This window comes from Enterobacter sp. GER_MD16_1505_Eko_090, assembly GCF_003331015.1.
Lineage (GTDB): Bacteria > Pseudomonadota > Gammaproteobacteria > Enterobacterales > Enterobacteriaceae > Enterobacter > Enterobacter roggenkampii.
The window spans coordinates 75,939-98,165 of the sequence record NZ_PUQF01000002.1 but is presented as its reverse complement, the minus strand read 5'-3'; the positions used below and the strand labels follow the sequence as shown (position 1 = coordinate 98,165).

Genomic DNA, 22,227 nt, shown 5'->3' with positions numbered 1-22,227 from the left:
ATCCGCTCCTCAGTTATTGTTGAAGCGGAAAACGTCTTCGCAGGCCTGCTTCAGAGCGCTATCAGCACTGATGTTGCAGACGCGCGTCCAGCCCGTCATCCCGTTGCCGTTGTTCCACTGCGGCGTCATGACCACTTCCAGCCCGTTAAGACTTTCCTGTCCTGTTAAGGTCACGATCCCTTTCGCTACGCTCATTCCGGAAACGTAGCGTGTCGTGGTGGGGGAAGGGATGCCGTTGCTGTTGGCATCGCAGCTCTCCACACCACCGTGATCCAGCGCGCAAAGTTCAATGGCGGTGCGGTAGGGAACGAAGGTTTGCAGCATATCGGTCAGCGCCGCTTTGCGCAGGTAGTTCTGATAGGCAGGTATGCCGATGGCGCTCAGAATCGCAATAATGCCGATGACCACCATCAGCTCAATAAGAGTGAATCCGTGTTGTCTGTTCATATCTGCTCCTTACGTTAAGTGGCGCTACTCTGTCAGCGCAAAAGGGCAGAAACGACGGGCAAAAAAGGGAACGGGAAAGCGCGTTCAGAGAATTAATGCGGTGTTGCAGGAAAGAACAGCGGATTTGCGAGCGGGGCTGAAATTCCCCTCTCCAGGCGGAGAGGGGAGGAATCACTATTTAAAACGCATCGAGAGGTCGAGGGCGCGAACGTGCTTGGTCAGCGCGCCGACGGAGATGTAATCCACGCCGGTTTCGGCGAATTCACGGATCGTTTCGAAGGTGACGTTCCCGGAGACTTCGAGCTGGGCCCGGCCATTGGTCAGTTTTACCGCCTCACGCATCTGCTCGGTTTCGAAGTTATCGAGCATGATGATATCGGCCCCGGCCTTAATCGCCTGCTCCAGTTCGTCCAGGTTTTCCACTTCTACTTCAACCGGCACATCCGGATGCAGCCAGAAGGCCTTCTCCACTGCCTGACGTACGGAACCCGATGCAATAATGTGGTTCTCTTTAATCAGAAAAGCGTCGGACAGGCCCAGACGATGGTTTGCGCCGCCGCCGCAGAGCACCGCGTACTTCAGCGCCGTGCGCAGGCCCGGCAGCGTTTTGCGGGTATCCAGCAGCTGGGTTCGGGTGCCGGCCAGCAGGTCAACGTAACGACGCACTTCGCTGGCGACGCCAGAGAGCGTTTGTACAAAATTAAGCGCGGTACGTTCGCCGGTCAGCAAGACGCGGGAAGGGCCGTCCAGCTCGAACAGCGGCTGGTTTGGCGTGACGCTATCGCCGTCCTCCACGTGCCATGTGACCTGCACATCATCGCCCGCCAGCTGGGTAAAGACCTCTTCAACCCAGCGCTTGCCGCAAAACACACCTTCTTCGCGGGTGATAATGACCGCGTGGGAGCGCGTCTCTTTCGGCAACAATTGTGCGGTAATATCTTTATCGGCATTGACGTCACCGCCCAGATCTTCTTTCAAAGCATGGGCAACGCTTGCCGGAATATCCATATTAATACGTTCCAGAAGCGCTTCACGTCGGTGGTCGGGGTTGTAGCGGCGAGGCGGCATGATAAAACTCCAAATTGGTAACGAATCAAAATATTGAAACATGCTACTCTGAACCGAGTAACAGCACCATACATAAGGAGTTCCAGCATGTTGTTAGAAAACGGATGGCTGGTGGATGCGCGGCATGTGCCTTCGCCGCACCACGACTGCCGCCCGGAGGATGAAAAGCCCACACTGCTGGTGGTTCATAATATTAGTCTCCCGCCGGGGGAATTCGGCGGCCCGTGGATCGATGCGTTATTCACGGGAACGATAGATCCCGATGCCCATCCTTTCTTTGCTGAGATTGCGCATCTACGCGTGTCGGCTCATTGCCTGATTCGTCGCGATGGTGAAGTGGTTCAGTATGTTCCCTTTGATAAGCGCGCCTGGCATGCCGGGGTGTCGATGTATCACGTGCGCGAACGGTGCAACGATTTTTCTATCGGGATCGAACTGGAAGGCACGGATACCACGCCCTACACCGATTCACAGTATCAACAGCTAGCGGCTGTGACCCGCACGCTTATCGGACTTTACCCGGCCATTGCCGACAATATTACCGGGCACAGCGATATCGCTCCGGCGAGAAAAACCGATCCCGGCCCGGCATTTGACTGGCCGCGGTTCCGCGCCATGCTCACCGCGTCGTCAGAATAAGGAGATACCATGACGTTGTTTACCATACTGCTGGTTATCATCGCTGAACGCCTGTTCAAGCTCGGTGAGCACTGGCATCTGGATCACCGGCTGGAGGTGTTATTCCGCCGTATCAAGCACTTTTCCATGCTGCGCACGCTGCTGATGATGGCGGGCGTGATGGTGATTACGTTCCTGCTGCTGCGCTCGCTGTATGGACTCTTTTTCAACGTGCCGCTGCTGGTGGTGTGGATCCTGCTCGGTGTGCTGTGCATTGGTGCGGGCAAGGTGCGTTTGCACTATCACGCGTACCTGAAAGCTGCCTCCCGTGACGATGCCCATGCGCGCAATGCCATGGCGAGCGAGCTGACGATGATCCACGGCGTGCCGCCGGACTGCGACGAACGCGAGTTCCTGCGCGAACTGCAGAACGCGCTGCTGTGGATTAACTTCCGTTACTACCTGGCGCCGCTGTTCTGGTTTGTGGTGGGCGGTCCATGGGGACCGGTCTTGCTGATGGGGTATGCGTTCCTGCGCGCCTGGCAGACCTGGCTTGCCCGCTATCTGACGCCGCACGAGCGTTTGCTGTCCGGCATTGATGCCATCCTGCACGTGGTTGACTGGCTTCCGGTGCGTCTGGTGGGCGTGGTGTACGCGTTAATTGGCCACGGTGAAAAAGCGCTGCCCGCGTGGTTCGCCTCGCTTGCCGATCGCCATACGTCGCAGTATCAGGTGTTAACGCGTCTGGCGCAGTTCTCGCTGGCGCGCGAGCCGCATACCGACAAGATTGAAACGCCGAAAGCCGCTGTCTCCATGGCGAAGAAAACGTCGTTTGTGGTCGTGGTTATCGTGGCGCTGCTGACGATCTACGGCACGCTGGTGTAAGCCAGCGCGCCGTAACGATTAAAGCGTGTCCGCAGGCGGGATGCCGAAATCAGGCATCCCGTTTTCATTCCAGCGGACGAGCTTCAGGCGAGTATGGCGGTTTGGATCGTAGAGCGGATCGCCCTCAATTTCGGTGTAGTTCCGCGCGTGATACACCAGCATATCTTCCCCTTCCGGCGTTTGCGTAAAGCTGTTGTGTCCCGGGCCGTACTGGCGATTTTCGTAGCTGGTGGCGAATACGGGACGCGGGGATTTATGCCAGTTTGCAGGGTTTTGCGGATCGGCGTTCAGGTCTATCCACAGCAGCCCCATGCAGTAGTTCTCGTCGGTGGCGCTGGCGGAGTAGCTGATAAACAGCTTATCGCCGTGAACCAACACCGCCGGGCCTTCGTTGACCCAAAACCCGCGACACTCCCAGTCATACTCCGGCTTGCTGAGCATCACCGGCTCGCCTTTCAGCGTCCACGGGTTCGCCATTTCGCACAGATAAAGGTTGGAGTTCCCGGTGATATCCGGCGCTTTTTGCGCCCACAGATACCAGCGTTTGCCCTGATGCACAAAGGTAGTGGCGTCCAGGGCGAAGGTGTCGAACGGGGTTTTGATCTGCCCTTTTTCTACCCACCTGCCGGTGAGCGGATCGCTGTCGGTACATTCAATGGCAAACATGCGGTGCTGGAACATCCCGAGCGCGTCGAGCGCCTGGGTGTGCGTCGCGGCAAAATAGATGTACCACTTTCCGTCAATGTGGTGCAGTTCCGGTGCCCAAATCAGCTGGCTCATTGGTCCGGCGTCGGGTTTACGCCAGACCACCACCTCTGCGGCATGACGTAAGCCTTCCAGCGAGTCCGCGCGGCGGATCGCCAGCCTGTCGTACTGCGGCACGGAGGCGATAAAGTAATATTGCCCATCGTGGCGCAGGATATACGGGTCGGCGCGTTGTTCAATAAACGGGTTTGGCCAGGTTTGCATTCGGCTTTCCTTATTTAGTCTCAGCGGCTTTCAGTTCCTGATAATCGTTCAGCTCGTGGTAGTTGTTGCGGCGTTTTTCCAGATCGAGCTGGATCTGCTTCATGGTTTCACGATCCACCTTCAGCAGGCGCACCACGCCCGCGGTAATCAAATAACCCACCCCCGGGATAACGGTAAACAGCAGCACAATCCCGTTGATGGCGTCTGCGCTTTGCGCTTTCGCCCCCGCGTCGTAGCCGTACCAGGAGAGCAGAAAACCGACCATCGCCCCGGCAATCGCCAGCCCCAGCTTGAGGAAGAAGATGTTGCCCGAGAAGCTGATGCCGGTGATGCGCTTCCCGGTTTTCCACTCGCCGTAGTCATCCACGTCGGCCATCAGCGACCAGTGCAGCGGAGACGGGATCTGGTGCAGGATGTTCAGCAGGACGTAGAGCACCACGATGGTGACGGTCGCTTTCGGGTCGAAGAAATAAAAGGCGCAGGAGAAAATCGCCAGCACGATGTTGGTCCAGAAGAAGACCTTCAGCTTGCACCAGCGGTCGGTCAGCACTTTTGCCAGCACGCTGCCGAGCATCATGCCGACAACGCCCAGGCTGATAAACAGCGTGGCGAAGTGGGTGCTCTGGCCCATCACCCAGGTGACGTAATACATGGTGGCCGCCATGCGGATAAAGCCCGGGCAGACGTTGCAGAGCGTCAGGAGCAGAATGCGCACCCACTGGTCGTTCTTCCACACGTCTTTCAGGTCGTTTTTCAACTGGTCATTGGTCTGGACTGCCGGGCGCACGCGCTCGCGGACGGTGGCGAAGCAGAACAGGAACATGCAGGTGCCAATCAGCGCCAGCACGGTCATGGCCATCTGGTAGCCTTTGGCTTTGTTGTCCCCGCCAAACCAGTCTGCCATGGGCAGCAGCGTTAATGAGAGCAGCAGCGTGGCGATGCCGACCAGCACGAAGCGGTACGACTGGCAGGCCACACGTTCTTTTGGATCGTTAGTGATCACCCCGCCCAGCGAGCAGTAGGGGATGTTGATGGCGGTGTAGGTGAGCGACAGCAGGAAGTAGGTGACAAAGGCATAGATAACTTTGCTGTTATAGCTCCACTCTGGCGTGGTGAACATCAGGATGCTGAACAGCGCGTACGGGAAAGCGATCCACAGCAGCCATGGACGAAAGCGGCCATATTTGCTGCGGGTGCGGTCGGCAATCGCACCCATGATCGGGTCCGTTACGGCGTCAATCACGCGGACAGACAGCAGCAGCACGCCGACCAGCGCAGGAGCCAGACCAAAAATATCCGTATAAAAATAGTTAACAAACAGCATGATGGCGCCAAAGATAATGTTGCATCCGGCGTCGCCCATCCCATAGCCGATCTTTTCTTTTACTGACAGTGTGTTGTTATCCATCGACAGCTCTCCGGTTTACGGTATGGAGAGAATTATTCGCTGGCGAAGGGATATATGCGTTGCAGTATCAGGGCGGTGATATGGATAAATGCGCTGTGGGCGTGAAAGTGTGAAGGAGGTAACAACGCGCGGCACCCGCAAAAGCAGGCACCGCGGTGGGAGGCTTAGTGCGCCTTCATGGCATTACGGCTTTTCTGACTGAAGAGATAGCCAACGCCGAGTACTGCAATCCAGACCGGAATCAGGTAGACGGAAATCGCCATACCTGGGGTGATCAGCATGATCACCAGCACGGCCGCCATGAACAGCAGGCAGATCCAGTTACCCAGCGGATAGAGCAGGGCAGGGAAGCGCGTGGTGACGCCCTGCTGCTGCTTCGCGCGGCGGAACTTCATGTGCGCCAGGCTGATCATCGCCCAGTTGATGACCAGCGCAGAGACCACCAGCGCCATCAGCAGGCCAAACGCCGATTCCGGTGCCATGTAGTTAATGAGCACGCACAGGGCGGTCACGATGGCGGAAACGATGATGGTATTCACCGGCACGCCACGTTTATCAACGTTAAGCAGCATCTTCGGCGCGTTACCCTGCTGGGCCAGGCCGAACAGCATGCGGCTGTTGCAGTATACGCAGCTGTTGTAAACGGAGAGCGCTGCGGTCAGCACCACGATGTTCAGCGCGTTGGCGACAAAGGTATCGCCCAGCTCGTGGAAGATCAGCACAAACGGGCTGGTGTCAGCAGTCACGCGCGTCCACGGCAGCAGCGAGAGCAGCACCGCCAGTGAGCCCACATAGAAGATCAGGATGCGGTAGATAACCTGATTTGTGGCTTTCGGGATGCTCTGCTCCGGGTTGTCGGCTTCAGCAGCGGTGATGCCCACCAGCTCCAGGCCGCCGAAGGAGAACATAATGATCGCCATCATCATCACCAGGCCGGTCATGCCGTGAGGCAGGAAGCCACCCTGTTCCCAGAGGTTGCGCACCGTGGCCTGCGGGCCGCCGTTGCCGCTGAACAGCAGCCAGCCGCCGAAGATAATCATCGCCACCACGGCAATGACCTTGATGATGGCAAACCAGAACTCCATCTCCCCGAACACTTTAACGTTGGTCAGGTTAATGGCGTTGATAATGACGAAGAAGGCTGCAGCAGAAGCCCAGGTTGGGATTTCGGGATACCAGAACTGAATGTATTTCCCGACGGCGGTCAGTTCGGCCATGGCAACCAGAACGTACAGCACCCAGTAGTTCCAGCCCGAGGCGAAACCGGCAAAGCTGCCCCAGTATTTATAGGCAAAGTGGCTGAAGGAGCCCGCGACCGGCTCTTCCACGACCATTTCGCCCAGCTGGCGCATGATCAGAAAAGCAATGAAACCCGCAATCGCGTAACCCAAAATAATGCCCGGACCGGCAGACTGGATAACGGATGCGCTGCCCAGAAACAGGCCGGTACCAATCGCACCGCCCAGTGCGATGAGCTGAATATGGCGGTTTTTAAGCCCGCGCTTTAGCTGATCGCCGTGCTGTTGAGCTTCCATTTGAAACCTCGTGTGTGGTTGTTATGTTCACGCTGAGCGTGTGTAATTATGAAAATCCATATTCTGTATTTATTTCTTTACGGTAAACGAGACCGAAAAAAGCGGAGATGACTTCCGTAAGCGCCAGAATAGTGGTAAGTGCCTGCGAATGCACCTGCTTTATGAAGGGGTGATGACGACTTGAATAAAAAGAAAGCATTTGTAAATCGGCCCGCTCGTTGTTCCTCACCCAACCTATAGAATAGAAATGCGCCTTAAGTGGGCGAATTTTCATTATTTGCCTTGTTGAATCGCTTCAGATTGCAAAAACCCTCGTTTCATTATGGTTAAAACTCCCTCTTTGGGGGTAATCAACTCATTTGTGCAAAGTTACATTTCTGAAACGTTATTTCTGTAAGGTTGTTAAAATGTGCAGGGTTTACTGATTTCAATCAAAACCAATATGGACAGAAGGTGAATACTTTGTTACTTTAGCGATACGAAATAGAAATTGGTAAGACCAATTGACTCCGGGCAAAAAGGCGTAAGACAGGGAATATGGCCTACAGCAAAATTCGCCAACCAAAACTATCTGATGTGATTGAGCAGCAGCTGGAGTTTTTAATCCTCGAAGGGACTCTGCGCCCGGGTGAGAAACTTCCGCCAGAACGCGAGCTGGCAAAACAGTTCGACGTTTCACGTCCCTCTCTGCGTGAGGCGATTCAACGTCTCGAAGCAAAGGGCTTGCTGCTTCGTCGCCAGGGCGGCGGAACCTTTGTGCAAAACAGCCTGTGGCAGAGCTTCAGCGATCCGCTGGTAGAACTTCTCTCTGACCACCCAGAATCCCAGTTTGACCTGCTTGAGACCCGTCACGCGCTGGAAGGTATTGCGGCCTATTACGCCGCCCTTCGCAGCACTGATGAAGATCGCGTGCGTATCCGCGAGCTGCATCAGGCCATTGAACGGGCACAGCAGTCCGGCGATTTAGACGCCGAGTCCAGCGCCGTCGTCCAGTATCAAATTGCCGTCACCGAAGCGGCCCACAACGTGGTGCTCCTCCATCTGCTACGCTGCATGGAGCCGATGCTGGCCCAGAACGTTCGTCAAAATTTTGAATTGTTGTATGCCCGTCGGGACATGCTCCCACTGGTAAGCAACCATCGCACCCGAGTATTCGAGGCGATAATGGCCGGGGAACCGGAGCAGGCGCGCGAAGCGTCGCACCGCCATCTGGCTTTCATTGAGGAAATCTTGCTGGACCGCAGCCGTGAACAATCGCGTCGCGAACGTTCATTACGCCGCATACAGCAACGAAAGGATTAAGCGCCAGGTACTTTTAGAGCGCGGCAACTAAACGCAGAACCTGTCTTATTGTGTTCTTGCCCAAGAGCACAATGGGACAGGTTCCAGACAAATCAACGTATTAGATAGATAAGGAATACCCCCATGTCAGAACGTCTCCAAAATGACGTGGATCCGATCGAAACTCGCGACTGGCTACAGGCGATCGAATCGGTCATCCGTGAAGAAGGTGTTGAGCGCGCTCAGTATCTGATTGATCAGCTGCTTTCTGAAGCCCGCAAAGGCGGCGTGAAGGTTGCTTCAGGTGCAGGGGCTAGCAACTACGTAAACACGATTGCCGTTGAAGACGAACCGGAATACCCGGGCAATCTGGATCTGGAACGTCGTATCCGTTCTGCAATCCGCTGGAACGCCATCATGACCGTTCTGCGCGCATCCAAGAAAGACCTGGAACTGGGTGGCCACATGGCGTCCTTCCAGTCTTCTGCGACCGTTTACGAAGTGTGCTTCAACCACTTCTTCCGTGCAGCGAACGAGAAAGACGGCGGCGATCTGGTGTACTTCCAGGGCCACATCTCTCCGGGCATCTATGCACGTGCATTCCTGGAAGGTCGTCTGACTGAAGAGCAGATGAACAACTTCCGTCAGGAAGTTCACGGTAAAGGTCTGTCTTCTTACCCGCACCCTAAACTGATGCCTGAATTCTGGCAGTTCCCAACCGTATCCATGGGTCTGGGCCCAATCGGTGCGATCTACCAGGCGAAATTCCTGAAGTATCTGGAACACCGTGGTCTGAAAGACACCTCTGAGCAGACCGTATACGCCTTCCTGGGCGACGGCGAAATGGATGAGCCAGAATCTAAAGGCGCGATCACCATCGCGACCCGTGAGAAGCTGGACAACCTGTGCTTCATCATCAACTGTAACCTGCAGCGTCTGGATGGTCCGGTAACCGGTAACGGCAAGATCATCAACGAACTGGAAGGCATCTTCGCAGGTGCTGGCTGGAACGTGATCAAAGTCATGTGGGGTTCCCGTTGGGACGAACTGCTGCGTAAAGACACCAGCGGTAAACTGATCCAGCTGATGAACGAAACCGTTGACGGTGACTACCAGACCTTCAAATCCAAAGACGGTGCCTACGTGCGTGAGCACTTCTTCGGCAAATATCCAGAAACCGCAGCCCTGGTTGCAGACTGGACTGATGAGCAGATCTGGGCCCTGAACCGCGGTGGTCACGATCCGAAGAAAATTTACGCTGCACTGAAAAAAGCGCGTGAAACCAAAGGTAAAGCGACTGTAATCCTGGCCCACACCATCAAAGGTTACGGCATGGGTGATACCGCAGAAGGTAAAAACATCGCTCACCAGGTTAAGAAAATGAACATGGACGGCGTGCGCTATATCCGCGACCGTTTCAACGTTCCAGTGACCGATGAGCAGGTCGAAAACCTGTCTTACATCACCTTCCCGGAAGGCTCCGAAGAGCACAAGTACCTGCACGAACGTCGTCAGGCGCTGAAAGGCTACCTGCCAGCTCGTCAGCCTAACTTCACCGAGAAGCTGGAACTGCCAGCGCTGGAAGACTTCTCTCAGCTGCTGGAAGAGCAGAACAAAGAGATCTCTACCACTATCGCTTTCGTTCGTGCCCTGAACGTGATGCTGAAGAACAAGTCGATCAAAGATCGCCTCGTGCCAATCATCGCCGACGAAGCGCGTACTTTCGGTATGGAAGGTCTGTTCCGTCAGATCGGTATCTACAGCCCGAACGGCCAGCAGTACACCCCGCAGGACCGTGAGCAGGTTGCATACTACAAAGAAGACGAGAAAGGTCAGATCCTGCAGGAAGGTATCAACGAGCTGGGCGCAGGCGCATCCTGGCTGGCCGCTGCGACCTCTTACAGCACCAACAACCTGCCGATGATCCCGTTCTACATTTACTACTCCATGTTCGGGTTCCAGCGTATCGGTGACCTGTGCTGGCAGGCAGGCGACCAGCAGGCTCGCGGCTTCCTGATCGGTGGTACTTCCGGTCGTACGACCCTGAACGGTGAAGGTCTGCAGCACGAAGATGGTCACAGCCACATTCAGTCTCTGACTATCCCTAACTGTATCTCTTACGACCCGTCTTACGCGTATGAAGTGGCAGTCATCATGCATGACGGTCTGCAGCGCATGTACGGTGAAGCGCAGGAGAACATTTACTACTACATCACCACCCTGAACGAAAACTACCACATGCCGGCAATGCCAGCAGGTGCCGAGGAAGGTATCCGTAAAGGTATCTACAAACTCGAAACCATCGAAGGTAGCAAAGGTAAAGTTCAGCTGCTGGGCTCCGGTTCTATCCTGCGTCACGTTCGTGAAGCAGCGCAGATCCTGGCGAAAGACTACGGTGTCGGTTCCGACGTGTACTCTGTGACCTCCTTCACTGAACTGGCGCGTGATGGCCAGGATTGTGAGCGCTGGAACATGCTGCACCCACTGGAAACCCCACGCGTACCGTACATCGCTCAGGTGATGAACGACGCGCCAGCGGTGGCGTCTACTGACTATATGAAACTGTTCGCTGAGCAGGTTCGTACTTACGTTCCAGCTGATGATTATCGCGTTCTGGGTACTGACGGCTTCGGTCGTTCTGACAGCCGCGAAAACCTGCGTCACCACTTCGAAGTTGATGCTTCTTACGTGGTTGTAGCAGCACTGGGCGAACTGGCTAAACGTGGCGAAATCGATAAGAAAGTGGTTGCAGACGCAATTACCAAATTCAACATCGATGCAGAAAAAGTTAACCCGCGTCTGGCGTAAGAGGTAAAAGAATAATGGCTATCGAAATCAATGTACCGGACATCGGGGCTGATGAAGTTGAAATCACCGAGATCCTGGTCAAAGTAGGCGACAAAGTTGAAGCTGAACAGTCGCTGATCACCGTAGAAGGCGACAAAGCCTCTATGGAAGTCCCGTCTCCTCAGGCTGGCATCGTTAAAGAGATCAAAGTCTCTGTTGGCGATAAAACCGAGACTGGCAAACTGATCATGATTTTCGATTCCGCCGACGGTGCAGCAGCTGCTGCACCTGCGCAGGAAGAGAAGAAAGCCGCTCCGGCCGCCGCTGCTCCAGCAGCTGCCGCGAGCGCGAAAGACGTTAACGTTCCTGACATCGGCGGTGACGAAGTTGAAGTCACTGAGATCCTGGTGAAAGTGGGCGATACCGTTGCGGCCGAGCAGTCACTGATCACCGTAGAAGGCGACAAAGCCTCTATGGAAGTGCCAGCACCGTTTGCGGGTACCGTTAAAGAGATCAAGATCAACACCGGTGACAAAGTGTCTACTGGCTCCCTGATCATGATCTTCGAAGTGGCAGGTGCTGCACCTGCTGCCGCGCCTGCACAGGCCGCTGCTCCGGCGCCAGCCGCAGCACCAGCTGCTGCTGGCGGCGCGAAAGACGTTAACGTTCCTGACATCGGCGGTGACGAAGTTGAAGTGACCGAAGTGATGGTAAAAGTGGGCGACAAAGTTGCCGCGGAACAGTCACTGATCACCGTTGAAGGCGACAAGGCTTCTATGGAAGTGCCTGCGCCGTTCGCGGGTACCGTTAAAGAGATCAAAATCAGCACCGGCGACAAAGTGTCTACCGGCTCTCTGATCATGGTCTTCGAAGTGGAAGGCGCTGCGCGTGCCGCAGCTCCGGCTGCCGCGGCTGCTCCAGCACCGGCTGCTGCACCGGCTGCTGCACCGGCTCAGGCTGCTAAACCAGCCGCTGCCCCTGCTGCAAAAGCAGAAAAATCAGAGTTCGCTGAAAACGACGCTTACGTCCACGCGACCCCGCTGATTCGTCGCCTGGCGCGCGAATTCGGCGTGAACCTGGCGAAAGTGAAAGGGACTGGCCGTAAAGGTCGTATCCTGCGCGAAGACGTTCAGACCTACGTGAAAGACGCGGTGAAACGCGCCGAAGCTGCACCAGCTGCAGCCGCTGGCGGCGGTATTCCGGGCATGCTGCCATGGCCGAAAGTGGACTTCAGCAAGTTCGGCGAAATCGAAGAAGTGGAGCTGGGCCGTATCCAGAAAATCTCTGGTGCGAACCTGAGCCGTAACTGGGTGATGATCCCGCACGTTACGCACTTCGATAAGACCGATATCACCGATCTGGAAGCGTTCCGTAAACAGCAGAACGCCGAAGCTGAGAAGCGTAAACTGGACGTGAAATTCACCCCAGTGGTCTTCATCATGAAGGCGGTTGCTGCGGCTCTGGAACAGATGCCACGCTTCAACAGCTCCCTGTCCGAAGACGGCCAGAAGCTGACGCTGAAGAAATACATCAACATCGGTGTTGCGGTTGATACGCCAAATGGTCTGGTTGTTCCGGTCTTCAAAGACGTGAACAAGAAGAGCATTACTGAGCTGTCCCGTGAACTGACCACCATCTCCAAGAAAGCGCGTGATGGTAAGCTGACTGCCGGCGAAATGCAGGGCGGCTGCTTCACCATCTCCAGCATCGGCGGTCTGGGTACCACCCACTTCGCGCCGATTGTGAACGCGCCGGAAGTGGCTATCCTCGGTGTGTCCAAGTCCGCGATGGAGCCGGTGTGGAATGGCAAAGAGTTCGTGCCGCGTCTGATGATGCCAATCTCTCTGTCCTTCGACCACCGCGTGATCGACGGTGCTGATGGTGCGCGTTTCATCACCATCATCAACAACATGCTGAGCGACATTCGCCGCCTGGTGATGTAATCGAAAAGCCGGCCAGTCGGCCGGCTTTTTTCTGATAATCTCATGGCGTTTGTGAGGTTATTGGCGAAAGCGACAATTCGTGAGCCGTTTGTTGTTTCAAAATTGTTAACAATTTTGTAAACTGCGGGCGGATAGAACGACCCGGTGGACGACGGGTATAAACTAAGAGGTCATGATGAGCACAGAAATCAAAACTCAGGTCGTAGTACTTGGGGCAGGCCCGGCAGGTTACTCCGCAGCATTTCGCGCAGCGGATTTAGGTCTGGAAACCGTCATCGTAGAACGTTACAGCACCCTCGGCGGTGTTTGTCTGAACGTCGGCTGTATCCCTTCTAAAGCGCTGCTGCACGTAGCGAAAGTTATCGAAGAAGCCAAAGCGCTGGCTGAACACGGTATCGTCTTCGGCGAGCCGAAAACCGACATCGACAAAATTCGTACCTGGAAAGAGAAAGTTATCACTCAGCTGACCGGCGGTCTGGCGGGTATGGCCAAAGGCCGTAAAGTGAAGGTGGTAAACGGTCTGGGTAAATTCACCGGTGCGAACACCCTGGAAGTGGAAGGCGAAAACGGCAAAACCGTGATCAACTTCGACAACGCGATCATCGCGGCAGGCTCTCGCCCAATCGAACTGCCATTCATTCCACATGAAGATCCGCGCGTGTGGGATTCCACCGATGCGCTGGAGCTGAAAACCGTTCCTAAGCGTCTGCTGGTGATGGGCGGCGGTATCATCGGTCTGGAAATGGGTACCGTCTACCACGCGCTGGGTTCAGAGATCGACGTGGTTGAAATGTTCGACCAGGTTATCCCGGCTGCTGACAAAGACATCGTTAAAGTCTTCACCAAGCGCATCAGCAAGAAATTCAACCTGATGCTGGAAACCAAAGTGACTGCCGTTGAAGCGAAAGAAGACGGTATTTACGTTTCCATGGAAGGCAAAAAAGCCCCATCCGAACCACAGCGTTACGACGCCGTGCTGGTGGCGATCGGCCGTGTGCCGAACGGTAAGAACCTCGACGCGGGCAAAGCTGGCGTGGAAGTGGACGACCGTGGCTTCATCCGCGTTGACAAACAGCTGCGCACCAACGTGCCGCACATCTTTGCTATCGGCGATATCGTCGGTCAGCCAATGCTGGCGCACAAAGGTGTTCACGAAGGTCACGTTGCCGCTGAAGTTATCGCCGGCATGAAGCACTACTTCGATCCGAAAGTGATCCCATCTATCGCGTATACCGAGCCAGAAGTGGCATGGGTGGGTCTGACTGAGAAAGAAGCGAAAGAGAAAGGCATCAGCTACGAAACCGCCACCTTCCCGTGGGCGGCTTCTGGCCGTGCTATCGCGTCCGACTGCGCAGACGGTATGACCAAACTGATCTTCGACAAAGAGACTCACCGCGTAATCGGTGGTGCGATTGTCGGTACCAACGGCGGCGAGCTGCTGGGTGAAATCGGTCTGGCTATCGAAATGGGTTGTGACGCTGAAGACATCGCGCTGACCATCCACGCTCACCCAACTCTGCACGAGTCCGTGGGCCTGGCGGCAGAAGTGTTTGAAGGCAGCATCACCGACCTGCCAAACGCGAAAGCGAAGAAGAAATAAGTTTCTTCAGATGAAAAAAAGCGGCCTGAGGCCGCTTTTTTTATGCGCTGCGTTCAGGGAGCCACGGGTTGCCAGGTTTTATCCGGGTTATAGGCGGTTAACGCCCGGGCTTTCTGCTCAGAATCCTTGCCGAGATCGGACTGATACACCTTGTCGTCCTGATTTATCACAAAGCTCATCACGCCCGTTTGACCGTAGCTGACCGGCCACGCCACCATCGCGAAACCGTTATTATCCGGCAGGATCCGGAAGCGATAGCCGTGATAGCCGGTACCCGGCTCTTTCGGGCTAAATGCCGGTCCGAGCGGACTGGGCGTTTCGCCGGGTGAGACGGGCCAGTACAAACCGTCTTTCTTCCCTTCCGAGCTGACAATCTTCTGCGCGTATTTCTGGTTCATCGCAAAGTAGCTTTGCTGCGCATCAACATAGGCATGCAGGGCTTCAATGGCGGCAAGTTCGTTACGCCCGATTTCACGGGTCAGGATCTCTTCAGCCCCTTCTTTGATATCGAATTGCCAGCCGGCGGCGGTTTTGATCACCGGGATGGGAAGCTGCCAGTCGTTGTCTCCAACAACAAGATGCGCCGTATCTCCTTCGACAACGGTGTTATGACGAACTTTCCAGTCGCGCAGGAAACGATCGACGGCATCCGGATCAACGCCTTCGGGGGGGAGAAAATCGCGCCAGTTCTCTCCAAGCAGATTGCTCATCGCGCGCTCATTATGCTCACTAATGGCGCTGGCCAGCGCATCGGTCGCCTGGTCGGGCGTGCTAAAGGACTGCTGCGCTATCGCCGAGGCCGAAAGCATGAACAACACCATTCCACTGAGTAGTTTACTTTTCATGTCGGTTCCCTTAGCGATGTCTAAATTCACGGCGTTCAGCGCGTCCACCAGACACCTGACGGGGCTGCTGCTGGCGAGCCGCAAGCTGCCTGCTTTGCGCACCGCGCTGCTGCTGCGCCTGCCAGTTCGCGGAACGGCTGTCGTTGCCGCTTAGCGCATTGGCCCGGGGCTGACCGTTTCGCTGCTGCAGAGCGCGTTGCTGCGCGGGCTGTGAAGCGCGTTTCTCCTGTCTTTGGGTTACAGCCTGACGATTTTCTCGCTGCTGCGTGGTGGTCCGCTTCGCCGTCTGCGGTTTGGTGTCGTAGCCACGGTAGTTGTTGCGCTGCGAAATTTGCTTCAGCTGTTCACTCGAGGCCTGACGCTGCACATCCTTCGTGCCGGGACGTGCCGTTTGCGGGAAGGTTTTCCCCGTGGATTTCTCCATCTGGCTCAGGGCCGCCTGACGCTGGCTATCCCGGTTAACCGGTTTTTGCTGCGTTGAGCTTAGCCCGGTGACTGTGCTGGTGGAGTGGAAACGGGTGTTGAGCTGGTTAGTCGGATAGGGCACACCCTCCCGGTAGGCCGGGTTATGCTGCCAGGTACGGTTGGCGTCCGTCAGACGCTGTCCACTGATTTTATTGAAGTTCTCAACGTTGATATTGATGTTGTTATCACCGTTGCGGTTATAGCCGCCGTGATTATCCCAGTCACCGTCATGGTGGTGGTCCCAGTCATCGTCGTCATCCCAGTCGATATTGCTGAAAATGGCATAGGTTGTGGCAACGCCCAGGCTGAAGCCTAAGCCGTTGACGAAGCTGTTGCCAAACTGCTCTCCGGGCGTGGGCGGGAGATAGGTGGGTGGATAGGCCGTGTTGGGCCAGGTCCCGTAAACCGTATTGGGGTTATAGGTGGGAACATAAACGACCTGCGGATCGGCAGATTCAATTTTGATCACCGTTGGGGCGGGCGCAGACGTGGTTGTTGTCGTTGCCTCGGTGGCGCGGGTTTTCGCTGGTGCTGGCTTTGTCACGGTGGTGACCGTCTGCTGAGGCGTAGATTGTAAAGCACCGGTCTTCTGTGCCAGCGCGCGCAGGCGTTGAACGGAATCCATCACGTCTTTCGGCTGCGCGAGAAACGCATCGCCCAGATTTTGTACCCACGGCGGGTTTTCACCCATCAGCGACATGAGCTGAGGAAACGCGACCAGCGATTTTACGCTCGGATCCCAGGGCTGGCTGGCAACGGCCTGAATGGCGGCGTCCCCTTCCATTTTAGGGTTGTCTTTTGACCACTGAGCCGCCTGAATCACGTTGGCCGGGTAAGTCGAGGCCATCAGAATTTGTGAAAGCAGGGCGTCAGGGTAGAGCGCAATGGGGGCAACCCACTGATCGATTTGCGCGGCAGTGTAGGTCGGCGCGACCACAGGGGCGGGCTGGGCTACGGCAGGCGCCGCCGGTTGTTGAGCGACGGGGGCTGGCGCAACGGGTTCCGTTGCACGACTTTTGACAAACAAGACGCCTGAGGCGGCAAGCAGCCCGGCACTGCACAGAAGGATGAGCAGATGTGGCTTAAAGGGCAACTTCATAAAATGACTCCAACGAGACCAGCGCTGTGCCGTGAGGCGTTACGGTTGGCGTGAGTATTATTCACCCGTCTTTTACTGTTTTGACTTTTATTGGGAAGCGTCCGGTACGTCCGGATAAAGAGTGTGAGTATTTATTACACAATTATATCTGATGAAGAAAAAACTGAAGCGTCACGGTGCAGAAGAACCGCAAGATGATGCCCTAAATCCCCGCTACACCATGCTTAACGATTCAGCAAACTTTTTAATGTTGCTTTTTTGTAAACGGATTAACACTGTGCAGAAATCCTGCTATGCTGCCCGACGCGGTATCGGGCATTTACCCTACAAACTGCTGTCTCACAGGAGCGTGAAGAGAACGCCCGCCGCATATGACAATGAGAGCGAGGAGAACCGTCGTGCTAGAAGAATACCGTAAGCACGTAGCAGAACGTGCCGCCGAGGGAATTGTACCCAAACCTTTAGATGCAACCCAAATGGCCGCGCTCGTCGAGCTGCTGAAGAACCCGCCTAAGGGCGAAGAAGAATTCCTGTTAGATCTGCTGATCAACCGCGTACCGCCTGGCGTAGATGAAGCTGCCTACGTAAAAGCCGGATTCCTTGCTGCTATCGCCAAAGGCGAAGCCACCTCCCCACTGGTTACTCCTGAAAAAGCCATCGAACTGCTCGGCACCATGCAGGGTGGTTACAACATTCATCCGCTGATTGACGCGCTGGATAATGACAAGCTGGCACCGATTGCCGCTAAAGCGCTCTCGTCTACGCTGCTGATGTTCGATAACTTCTACGATGTGGAAGAAAAAGCCAAAGCAGGCAACGTCTATGCGAAGCAGGTGATGCAGTCCTGGGCCGATGCCGAATGGTTCCTGAATCGTCCAGCGCTGGCTGAAAAAATTACCGTTACTGTTTTCAAAGTGACCGGTGAAACCAACACCGATGACCTCTCTCCGGCACCGGACGCGTGGTCTCGCCCGGATATCCCGCTGCACGCCCTGGCGATGCTGAAAAACGCCCGTGAAGGCATTGAGCCGGATCAGCCGGGCGTTGTCGGCCCGATCAAACAGATCGAAGCGTTGCAGAAAAAAGGCTTCCCGCTGGCTTACGTCGGTGACGTTGTGGGTACCGGTTCTTCCCGTAAGTCCGCGACCAACTCCGTGCTGTGGTTCATGGGTGACGACATCCCGCATGTGCCAAACAAACGCGGTGGCGGCCTGTGCCTCGGTGGTAAAATTGCACCGATCTTCTTCAACACCATGGAAGATGCGGGCGCACTGCCGATCGAGGTGGACGTCTCCAACCTGAACATGGGCGACGTGATTGACGTTTACCCGTACAAAGGTGAAGTGCGTAACCACGACACCAACGAGCTGCTGGCAAGCTTCGAACTGAAAACCGACGTGCTGATTGACGAAGTGCGCGCCGGTGGCCGTATTCCGCTGATCATCGGGCGCGGCCTGACCACCAAAGCGCGTGAAGCGCTGGGTCTGCCGCACTCCGACGTTTTCCGTCACGCGAAAGACGTGGCAGAAAGCAACCGCGGCTTCTCGCTGGCACAGAAAATGGTGGGTCGCGCGTGCGGCGTAGCCGGTATCCGTCCTGGCGCATACTGCGAGCCGAAGATGACCTCCGTGGGCTCTCAGGACACCACTGGCCCAATGACCCGTGACGAACTGAAAGACCTGGCGTGCCTGGGCTTCTCTTCCGATCTGGTGATGCAGTCCTTCTGCCACACCGCGGCCTATCCGAAGCCGGTTGACGTGACCACGCACCACACGCTGCCTGACTTCATTATGAACCGCGGCGGTGTCTCCCTGCGTCCGGGCGACGGCGTTATCCACTCCTGGCTGAACCGCATGCTGCTGCCGGATACCGTGGGTACCGGCGGTGACTCCCATACCCGTTTCCCAATCGGTATCTCCTTCCCGGCGGGCTCCGGTCTGGTGGCGTTTGCTGCCGCGACCGGCGTGATGCCGCTGGATATGCCGGAATCGGTGCTGGTTCGCTTCAAAGGTAAAATGCAGCCGGGTATCACCCTGCGCGACCTGGTTCACGCGATCCCGCTGTATGCGATTAAACAGGGTCTGCTGACCGTTGAGAAGAAAGGGAAGAAAAACATCTTCTCTGGCCGTATCCTGGAAATCGAAGGTCTGCCGGATCTGAAAGTAGAGCAGGCGTTCGAGCTGACCGATGCCTCCGCCGAGCGTTCGGCTGCGGGCTGTACCATCAAGCTGAACAAAGAGCCGATCATTGAGTACCTGAACTCTAACATCGTGCTGCTGAAGTGGATGATTGCAGAAGGCTACGGCGACCGTCGTACGCTGGAGCGTCGTATCCAGGGCATGGAAAAATGGCTGGCCGATCCGCAGCTGCTGGAAGCCGATGCTGACGCAGAGTACGCGGCGGTGATCGACATCGATCTGGCGGATATCAAAGAGCCAATCCTGTGTGCACCGAACGATCCGGACGACGCGCGTCCGCTGTCTGAGGTCCAGGGCGAGAAGATCGACGAAGTGTTCATTGGTTCGTGCATGACCAACATCGGTCACTTCCGCGCGGCCGGTAAGCTGCTGGATACCCACAAAGGCCAGCTGCCAACCCGTCTGTGGGTGGCGCCGCCAACCCGTATGGACGCGGCTCAGCTGACCGAAGAGGGCTACTACAGCGTGTTTGGTAAGAGCGGGGCGCGTATTGAAATTCCTGGCTGTTCCCTGTGTATGGGCAACCAGGCGCGCGTAGCCGACGGCGCGACGGTGGTCTCCACTTCGACCCGTAACTTCCCGAACCGTTTAGGTACCGGTGCGAACGTCTTCCTGGCCTCTGCGGAGCTGGCGGCGGTTGCGGCGCTGATTGGCAAACTGCCAACGCCGGAAGAGTACCAGACCTTTGTGGCTCAGGTGGATAAGACGGCGGTGGATACCTATCGCTACCTGAACTTCGACCAGCTCTCTCAGTACACCGAGAAGGCAGACGGGGTTATCTTCCAGACGGCAGTATAAATGCTACCCTCTCCCGTGGGAGAGGGGCTGGGGGTGAGGGCACCAGACCGCACCTGACCCATTGCCCGGTGGCGCTACGCTAACCGGGCCTACAAAACCCATCGCAACTACGGTGGGTTTTTTATTTTCATTCCTCCCACCTCCCACGCTTTTTTTCTTCCTCGCTGCTGCGATAATTACCTTAATGGCTTTGCAGAGGAAAACACTATGGATTACGAATTTCTGCGCGACATCACCGGAGTGGTGAAAGTGCGTATGTCGATGGGCCACGAAGCCGTTGGACACTGGTTTAACGAAGAGGTGAAAGAAAATCTCTCCCTTCTTGATGAGGTTGAACAGGCGGCAAAGACGGTGAAAGGCAGTGAGCGCTCCTGGCAACGCGCCGGGCACGAATACACGCTGTGGATGGACGGTGAAGAGGTCATGGTGCGTGCCAACCAGCTCGAGTTTTCAGGCGACGAGATGGAAGAGGGGATGAGCTACTATGACGAAGAAAGCCTGTCGCTGTGCGGCGTAGAAGACTTCCTTCAGGTGGTGAATGCCTACCGCGAGTTCATGAAACAGCGGTAATTTCCCGAAGCATCCCTGCTCCGGGCAACACTTACACGGCCGGAATGTTGCGGCCGTAGTAGATCTCGCGCATCTCTTTCCAGAGCAGGTCAGTAATCGCCTTACGCTCTTCTTCGCTCAAATCTTCCGGCTTCGTGTGGAACATATAGTGCTTAAGGTCGAACTCCTTAAGTAACATCTTGGTATGGAAGATGTTTTCCTGATACACGTTCACGTCCATCATGTCGTACAGCGACTTCATGTCCTCGGACATAAAGTTCTGAATAGAGTTGATCTCGTGGTCGATGAAGTGCTTCATGCCGTTGACATCACGGGTAAAGCCGCGCACGCGGTAATCAATCGTGACGATATCCGATTCCAGCTGGTGGATGAGATAGTTCAGTGCGTTCAGCGGGGAAATCACGCCGCAGGTCGACACTTCAATATCGGCGCGGAACGTACACAGCCCGCCTTCCGGGTGACTCTCCGGGTAGGTATGGACGCAGATATGGCTTTTATCCAGGTGAGCAACCACTACTTCCGGCAGCGGGCCCGGATGTTCCGTTTTGTCGATAAGCTTCGGATCGACCGGCTCTTCGCTGACCAGTATGGTCACGCTGGCGCCCTGGGGTTCATAATCCTGTCGGGCAATATTCAGAATGTTGGCGCCGATAATGGAACAGGTTTCTGACAGGATCTCGGTCAGACGGTTGGCGTTGTAGAGTTCGTCGATATAGGCGATGTAACCATCGCGTTCTTCCGCTGTTTTGGCATAGCAGATATCGTAAATACAAAAACTCAGGCTTTTGGTCAGATTGTTAAAGCCATGCAGTTTAAGCTTTTTCAATTAGCTCACCCCCTTAGTGGATAATGCGTCTTGCAGGTACTGCGGCAGAGCAAACGCTGCGGTATGAATAGCCGGATTGTAGTATCGGCACTGTAGACCGGCCTGATGGAAGCGGGCCTGAATAATTTCGGTGGAAAGATGACGTAATACGTCGTTATCCGTCGCCCAGGCAAAGGTCATGATCCCACCGTAGTACGTCGGAATGGCCGCCTGATAGAAGCTGACATCCTCGAAATAGGTGCTGAGCTTGCGATGGCTATCCAGCGCTTCATCCTGTTGCAGGAAGCAGACGCCGTTTTGGGCGACGAAGATCCCGCCCGGGTTCAGGCAACGCTTGCAGCCTTCGTAGAACGAGGAGGTAAACAGCGACGCGCCAGGGCCGATAGGGTCGGTGCAGTCGGAGATAATGACGTCAAAGGTCTGGGTTGTCTGGTTAACAAAGTTAACCCCGTCATCAATCACCAGATTAAAACGCGGATCGTCATAGCTACCGGCATTGTGGTTGGGCAGGTACTTGCGGCAGAACGAGACGACGCCCGCATCGATTTCCACCATGGTGATGGTTTCAATCGAGCGATGGCGGGAAACCTCGCGCAGCATTGCACCGTCGCCACCGCCGATAATCAGGACATGCTTTGCATGGCCGTGCGCCAGCAGCGGGACGTGGGTCATCATCTCATGATAGATAAACTCATCTCGCTCGGTCGTTTGCACGACGCCGTCCAGCGCCATCACGCGGCCAAAGGCAGCATTCTCGAAGATGATGAGATCCTGGTGATCGGTTTTTTCATGATAGAGCACGTTATCAACGGCAAAGTACTGACCAAACTGGTCATGCAGTGTTTCATGCCACAACGTGTGGTCGGCCATACGCGGACTCCTCCT

At 55.7% G+C, this 22,227-nt stretch carries 18 protein-coding genes; 8 read left to right on the top strand and 10 right to left on the bottom strand.

What is annotated here, in order from left to right:
- Positions 1-9: 9 nt before the first annotated feature.
- Positions 10-447 (bottom strand): prepilin peptidase-dependent pilin, encoded by a 438-nt coding sequence (gene ppdD, locus C6A40_RS02875; protein ID WP_021240515.1) that lies wholly within the window; start codon positions 445-447, stop codon positions 10-12.
- Positions 448-621: 174 nt separating this feature from the next.
- Entirely contained in the window at positions 622-1,515 is an 894-nt protein-coding gene (gene nadC, locus C6A40_RS02870) for a carboxylating nicotinate-nucleotide diphosphorylase (RefSeq protein ID WP_021240514.1), read from the bottom strand.
- An 87-nt stretch (positions 1,516-1,602) separates the two neighbouring features.
- Between nadC and ampD the strand changes: the two genes are divergently transcribed.
- Both ampD and ampE read left to right on the top strand, forming a co-directional pair.
- Complete coding sequence (gene ampD, locus C6A40_RS02865) at positions 1,603-2,154, top strand: 1,6-anhydro-N-acetylmuramyl-L-alanine amidase AmpD (protein ID WP_114191233.1); 552 nt, start codon at positions 1,603-1,605, stop codon at positions 2,152-2,154.
- Between the two features lie 9 nt (positions 2,155-2,163).
- Entirely contained in the window at positions 2,164-3,018 is an 855-nt protein-coding gene (gene ampE / locus C6A40_RS02860; protein ID WP_045335683.1) for a beta-lactamase regulator AmpE, read from the top strand.
- Between the two features lie 18 nt (positions 3,019-3,036).
- Here the strand turns inward: ampE and C6A40_RS02855 are convergent, their stop codons facing one another.
- The 4 genes from C6A40_RS02855 to C6A40_RS25065 all read right to left on the bottom strand — a co-directional run bounded on the left by C6A40_RS02855 (position 3,037) and on the right by C6A40_RS25065 (position 7,204).
- A complete protein-coding gene (locus C6A40_RS02855) occupies positions 3,037-3,987 on the bottom strand; it encodes a glycoside hydrolase family 43 protein (protein ID WP_045335685.1) in 951 nt (316 codons plus the stop codon).
- Between the two features lie 10 nt (positions 3,988-3,997).
- Entirely contained in the window at positions 3,998-5,395 is a 1,398-nt protein-coding gene (locus tag C6A40_RS02850) for a glycoside-pentoside-hexuronide (GPH):cation symporter (RefSeq protein ID WP_039265684.1), read from the bottom strand.
- Between the two features lie 164 nt (positions 5,396-5,559).
- Positions 5,560-6,930: an aromatic amino acid transporter AroP gene (gene aroP, locus C6A40_RS02845; protein WP_008501961.1), complete on the bottom strand. Its 1,371-nt coding sequence runs from the start codon at positions 6,928-6,930 to the stop codon at positions 5,560-5,562.
- Between the two features lie 46 nt (positions 6,931-6,976).
- Positions 6,977-7,204: a hypothetical protein gene (locus C6A40_RS25065; protein ID WP_023293274.1), complete on the bottom strand. Its 228-nt coding sequence runs from the start codon at positions 7,202-7,204 to the stop codon at positions 6,977-6,979.
- A gap of 263 nt (positions 7,205-7,467) precedes the next feature.
- On the opposite strand from C6A40_RS25065, the gene pdhR reads away from it, so the two are divergent.
- From pdhR to lpdA, 4 genes are all read left to right on the top strand, one after another.
- Entirely contained in the window at positions 7,468-8,232 is a 765-nt protein-coding gene (gene pdhR, locus C6A40_RS02835; protein ID WP_008501960.1) for a pyruvate dehydrogenase complex transcriptional repressor PdhR, read from the top strand.
- A gap of 123 nt (positions 8,233-8,355) precedes the next feature.
- Positions 8,356-11,019 (top strand): pyruvate dehydrogenase (acetyl-transferring), homodimeric type, encoded by a 2,664-nt coding sequence (gene aceE, locus C6A40_RS02830; protein ID WP_008501959.1) that lies wholly within the window; start codon positions 8,356-8,358, stop codon positions 11,017-11,019.
- A 14-nt stretch (positions 11,020-11,033) separates the two neighbouring features.
- On the top strand, positions 11,034-12,941 hold the full coding sequence (gene aceF / locus C6A40_RS02825) for a pyruvate dehydrogenase complex dihydrolipoyllysine-residue acetyltransferase (RefSeq protein WP_114191232.1): 1,908 nt from the start codon (positions 11,034-11,036) through the stop codon (positions 12,939-12,941).
- Between the two features lie 175 nt (positions 12,942-13,116).
- A complete protein-coding gene (lpdA, locus tag C6A40_RS02820) occupies positions 13,117-14,541 on the top strand; it encodes a dihydrolipoyl dehydrogenase (RefSeq protein ID WP_003856313.1) in 1,425 nt (474 codons plus the stop codon).
- 53 nt (positions 14,542-14,594) lie between these two features.
- Here the strand turns inward: lpdA and C6A40_RS02815 are convergent, their stop codons facing one another.
- Together C6A40_RS02815 and C6A40_RS02810 are read right to left on the bottom strand one after the other, a co-directional pair.
- Positions 14,595-15,386, bottom strand: coding sequence for a DUF2950 domain-containing protein (locus C6A40_RS02815; RefSeq protein WP_025912181.1), 792 nt, complete (start codon positions 15,384-15,386; stop codon positions 14,595-14,597).
- A gap of 10 nt (positions 15,387-15,396) precedes the next feature.
- The gene (locus tag C6A40_RS02810) at positions 15,397-16,950 is read right to left on the bottom strand and encodes a DUF3300 domain-containing protein (RefSeq protein ID WP_045335689.1); all 1,554 of its coding nucleotides are present in this window, start codon (positions 16,948-16,950) and stop codon (positions 15,397-15,399) included.
- 398 nt (positions 16,951-17,348) lie between these two features.
- Here C6A40_RS02810 and acnB point away from each other — a divergent pair, with 398 nt between their 5' ends.
- Both acnB and yacL read left to right on the top strand, forming a co-directional pair.
- Positions 17,349-19,946 carry a bifunctional aconitate hydratase 2/2-methylisocitrate dehydratase gene (acnB, locus tag C6A40_RS02795; RefSeq protein WP_032675958.1) on the top strand — a complete coding sequence of 866 codons (2,598 nt, stop codon included), beginning with the start codon at positions 17,349-17,351 and terminating at the stop codon, positions 19,944-19,946.
- A 207-nt stretch (positions 19,947-20,153) separates the two neighbouring features.
- A complete protein-coding gene (yacL, locus tag C6A40_RS02790) occupies positions 20,154-20,516 on the top strand; it encodes a protein YacL (RefSeq protein ID WP_008501954.1) in 363 nt (120 codons plus the stop codon).
- A 31-nt stretch (positions 20,517-20,547) separates the two neighbouring features.
- Here the strand turns inward: yacL and speD are convergent, their stop codons facing one another.
- Positions 20,548-21,342 (bottom strand): adenosylmethionine decarboxylase, encoded by a 795-nt coding sequence (speD, locus tag C6A40_RS02785; RefSeq protein ID WP_008501953.1) that lies wholly within the window; start codon positions 21,340-21,342, stop codon positions 20,548-20,550.
- Complete coding sequence (gene speE, locus C6A40_RS02780; RefSeq protein ID WP_045335691.1) at positions 21,343-22,212, bottom strand: polyamine aminopropyltransferase; 870 nt, start codon at positions 22,210-22,212, stop codon at positions 21,343-21,345.
- Positions 22,213-22,227: the final 15 nt, after the last annotated feature.

Bases quoted from the DNA above. Each gene is read 5' to 3' on its own strand.
- yacL (WP_008501954.1), top strand. From the start codon at position 20,154: ATGGATTACGAATTTCTGCGCGACATCACCGGAGTGGTGAAAGTGCGT.
- C6A40_RS02815 (WP_025912181.1), bottom strand. From the start codon at position 15,386: ATGAAAAGTAAACTACTCAGTGGAATGGTGTTGTTCATGCTTTCGGCC.
- C6A40_RS02850 (WP_039265684.1), bottom strand. From the start codon at position 5,395: ATGGATAACAACACACTGTCAGTAAAAGAAAAGATCGGCTATGGGATG.
- aceF (WP_114191232.1), top strand. From the start codon at position 11,034: ATGGCTATCGAAATCAATGTACCGGACATCGGGGCTGATGAAGTTGAA.
- aceE (WP_008501959.1), top strand. From the start codon at position 8,356: ATGTCAGAACGTCTCCAAAATGACGTGGATCCGATCGAAACTCGCGAC.
- nadC (WP_021240514.1), bottom strand. From the start codon at position 1,515: ATGCCGCCTCGCCGCTACAACCCCGACCACCGACGTGAAGCGCTTCTG.
- C6A40_RS02810 (WP_045335689.1), bottom strand. From the start codon at position 16,950: ATGAAGTTGCCCTTTAAGCCACATCTGCTCATCCTTCTGTGCAGTGCC.
- ampD (WP_114191233.1), top strand. From the start codon at position 1,603: ATGTTGTTAGAAAACGGATGGCTGGTGGATGCGCGGCATGTGCCTTCG.
- ampE (WP_045335683.1), top strand. From the start codon at position 2,164: ATGACGTTGTTTACCATACTGCTGGTTATCATCGCTGAACGCCTGTTC.
- lpdA (WP_003856313.1), top strand. From the start codon at position 13,117: ATGAGCACAGAAATCAAAACTCAGGTCGTAGTACTTGGGGCAGGCCCG.
- C6A40_RS25065 (WP_023293274.1), bottom strand. From the start codon at position 7,204: ATGAAAATTCGCCCACTTAAGGCGCATTTCTATTCTATAGGTTGGGTG.
- C6A40_RS02855 (WP_045335685.1), bottom strand. From the start codon at position 3,987: ATGCAAACCTGGCCAAACCCGTTTATTGAACAACGCGCCGACCCGTAT.
- ppdD (WP_021240515.1), bottom strand. From the start codon at position 447: ATGAACAGACAACACGGATTCACTCTTATTGAGCTGATGGTGGTCATC.
- pdhR (WP_008501960.1), top strand. From the start codon at position 7,468: ATGGCCTACAGCAAAATTCGCCAACCAAAACTATCTGATGTGATTGAG.
- speE (WP_045335691.1), bottom strand. From the start codon at position 22,212: ATGGCCGACCACACGTTGTGGCATGAAACACTGCATGACCAGTTTGGT.
- aroP (WP_008501961.1), bottom strand. From the start codon at position 6,930: ATGGAAGCTCAACAGCACGGCGATCAGCTAAAGCGCGGGCTTAAAAAC.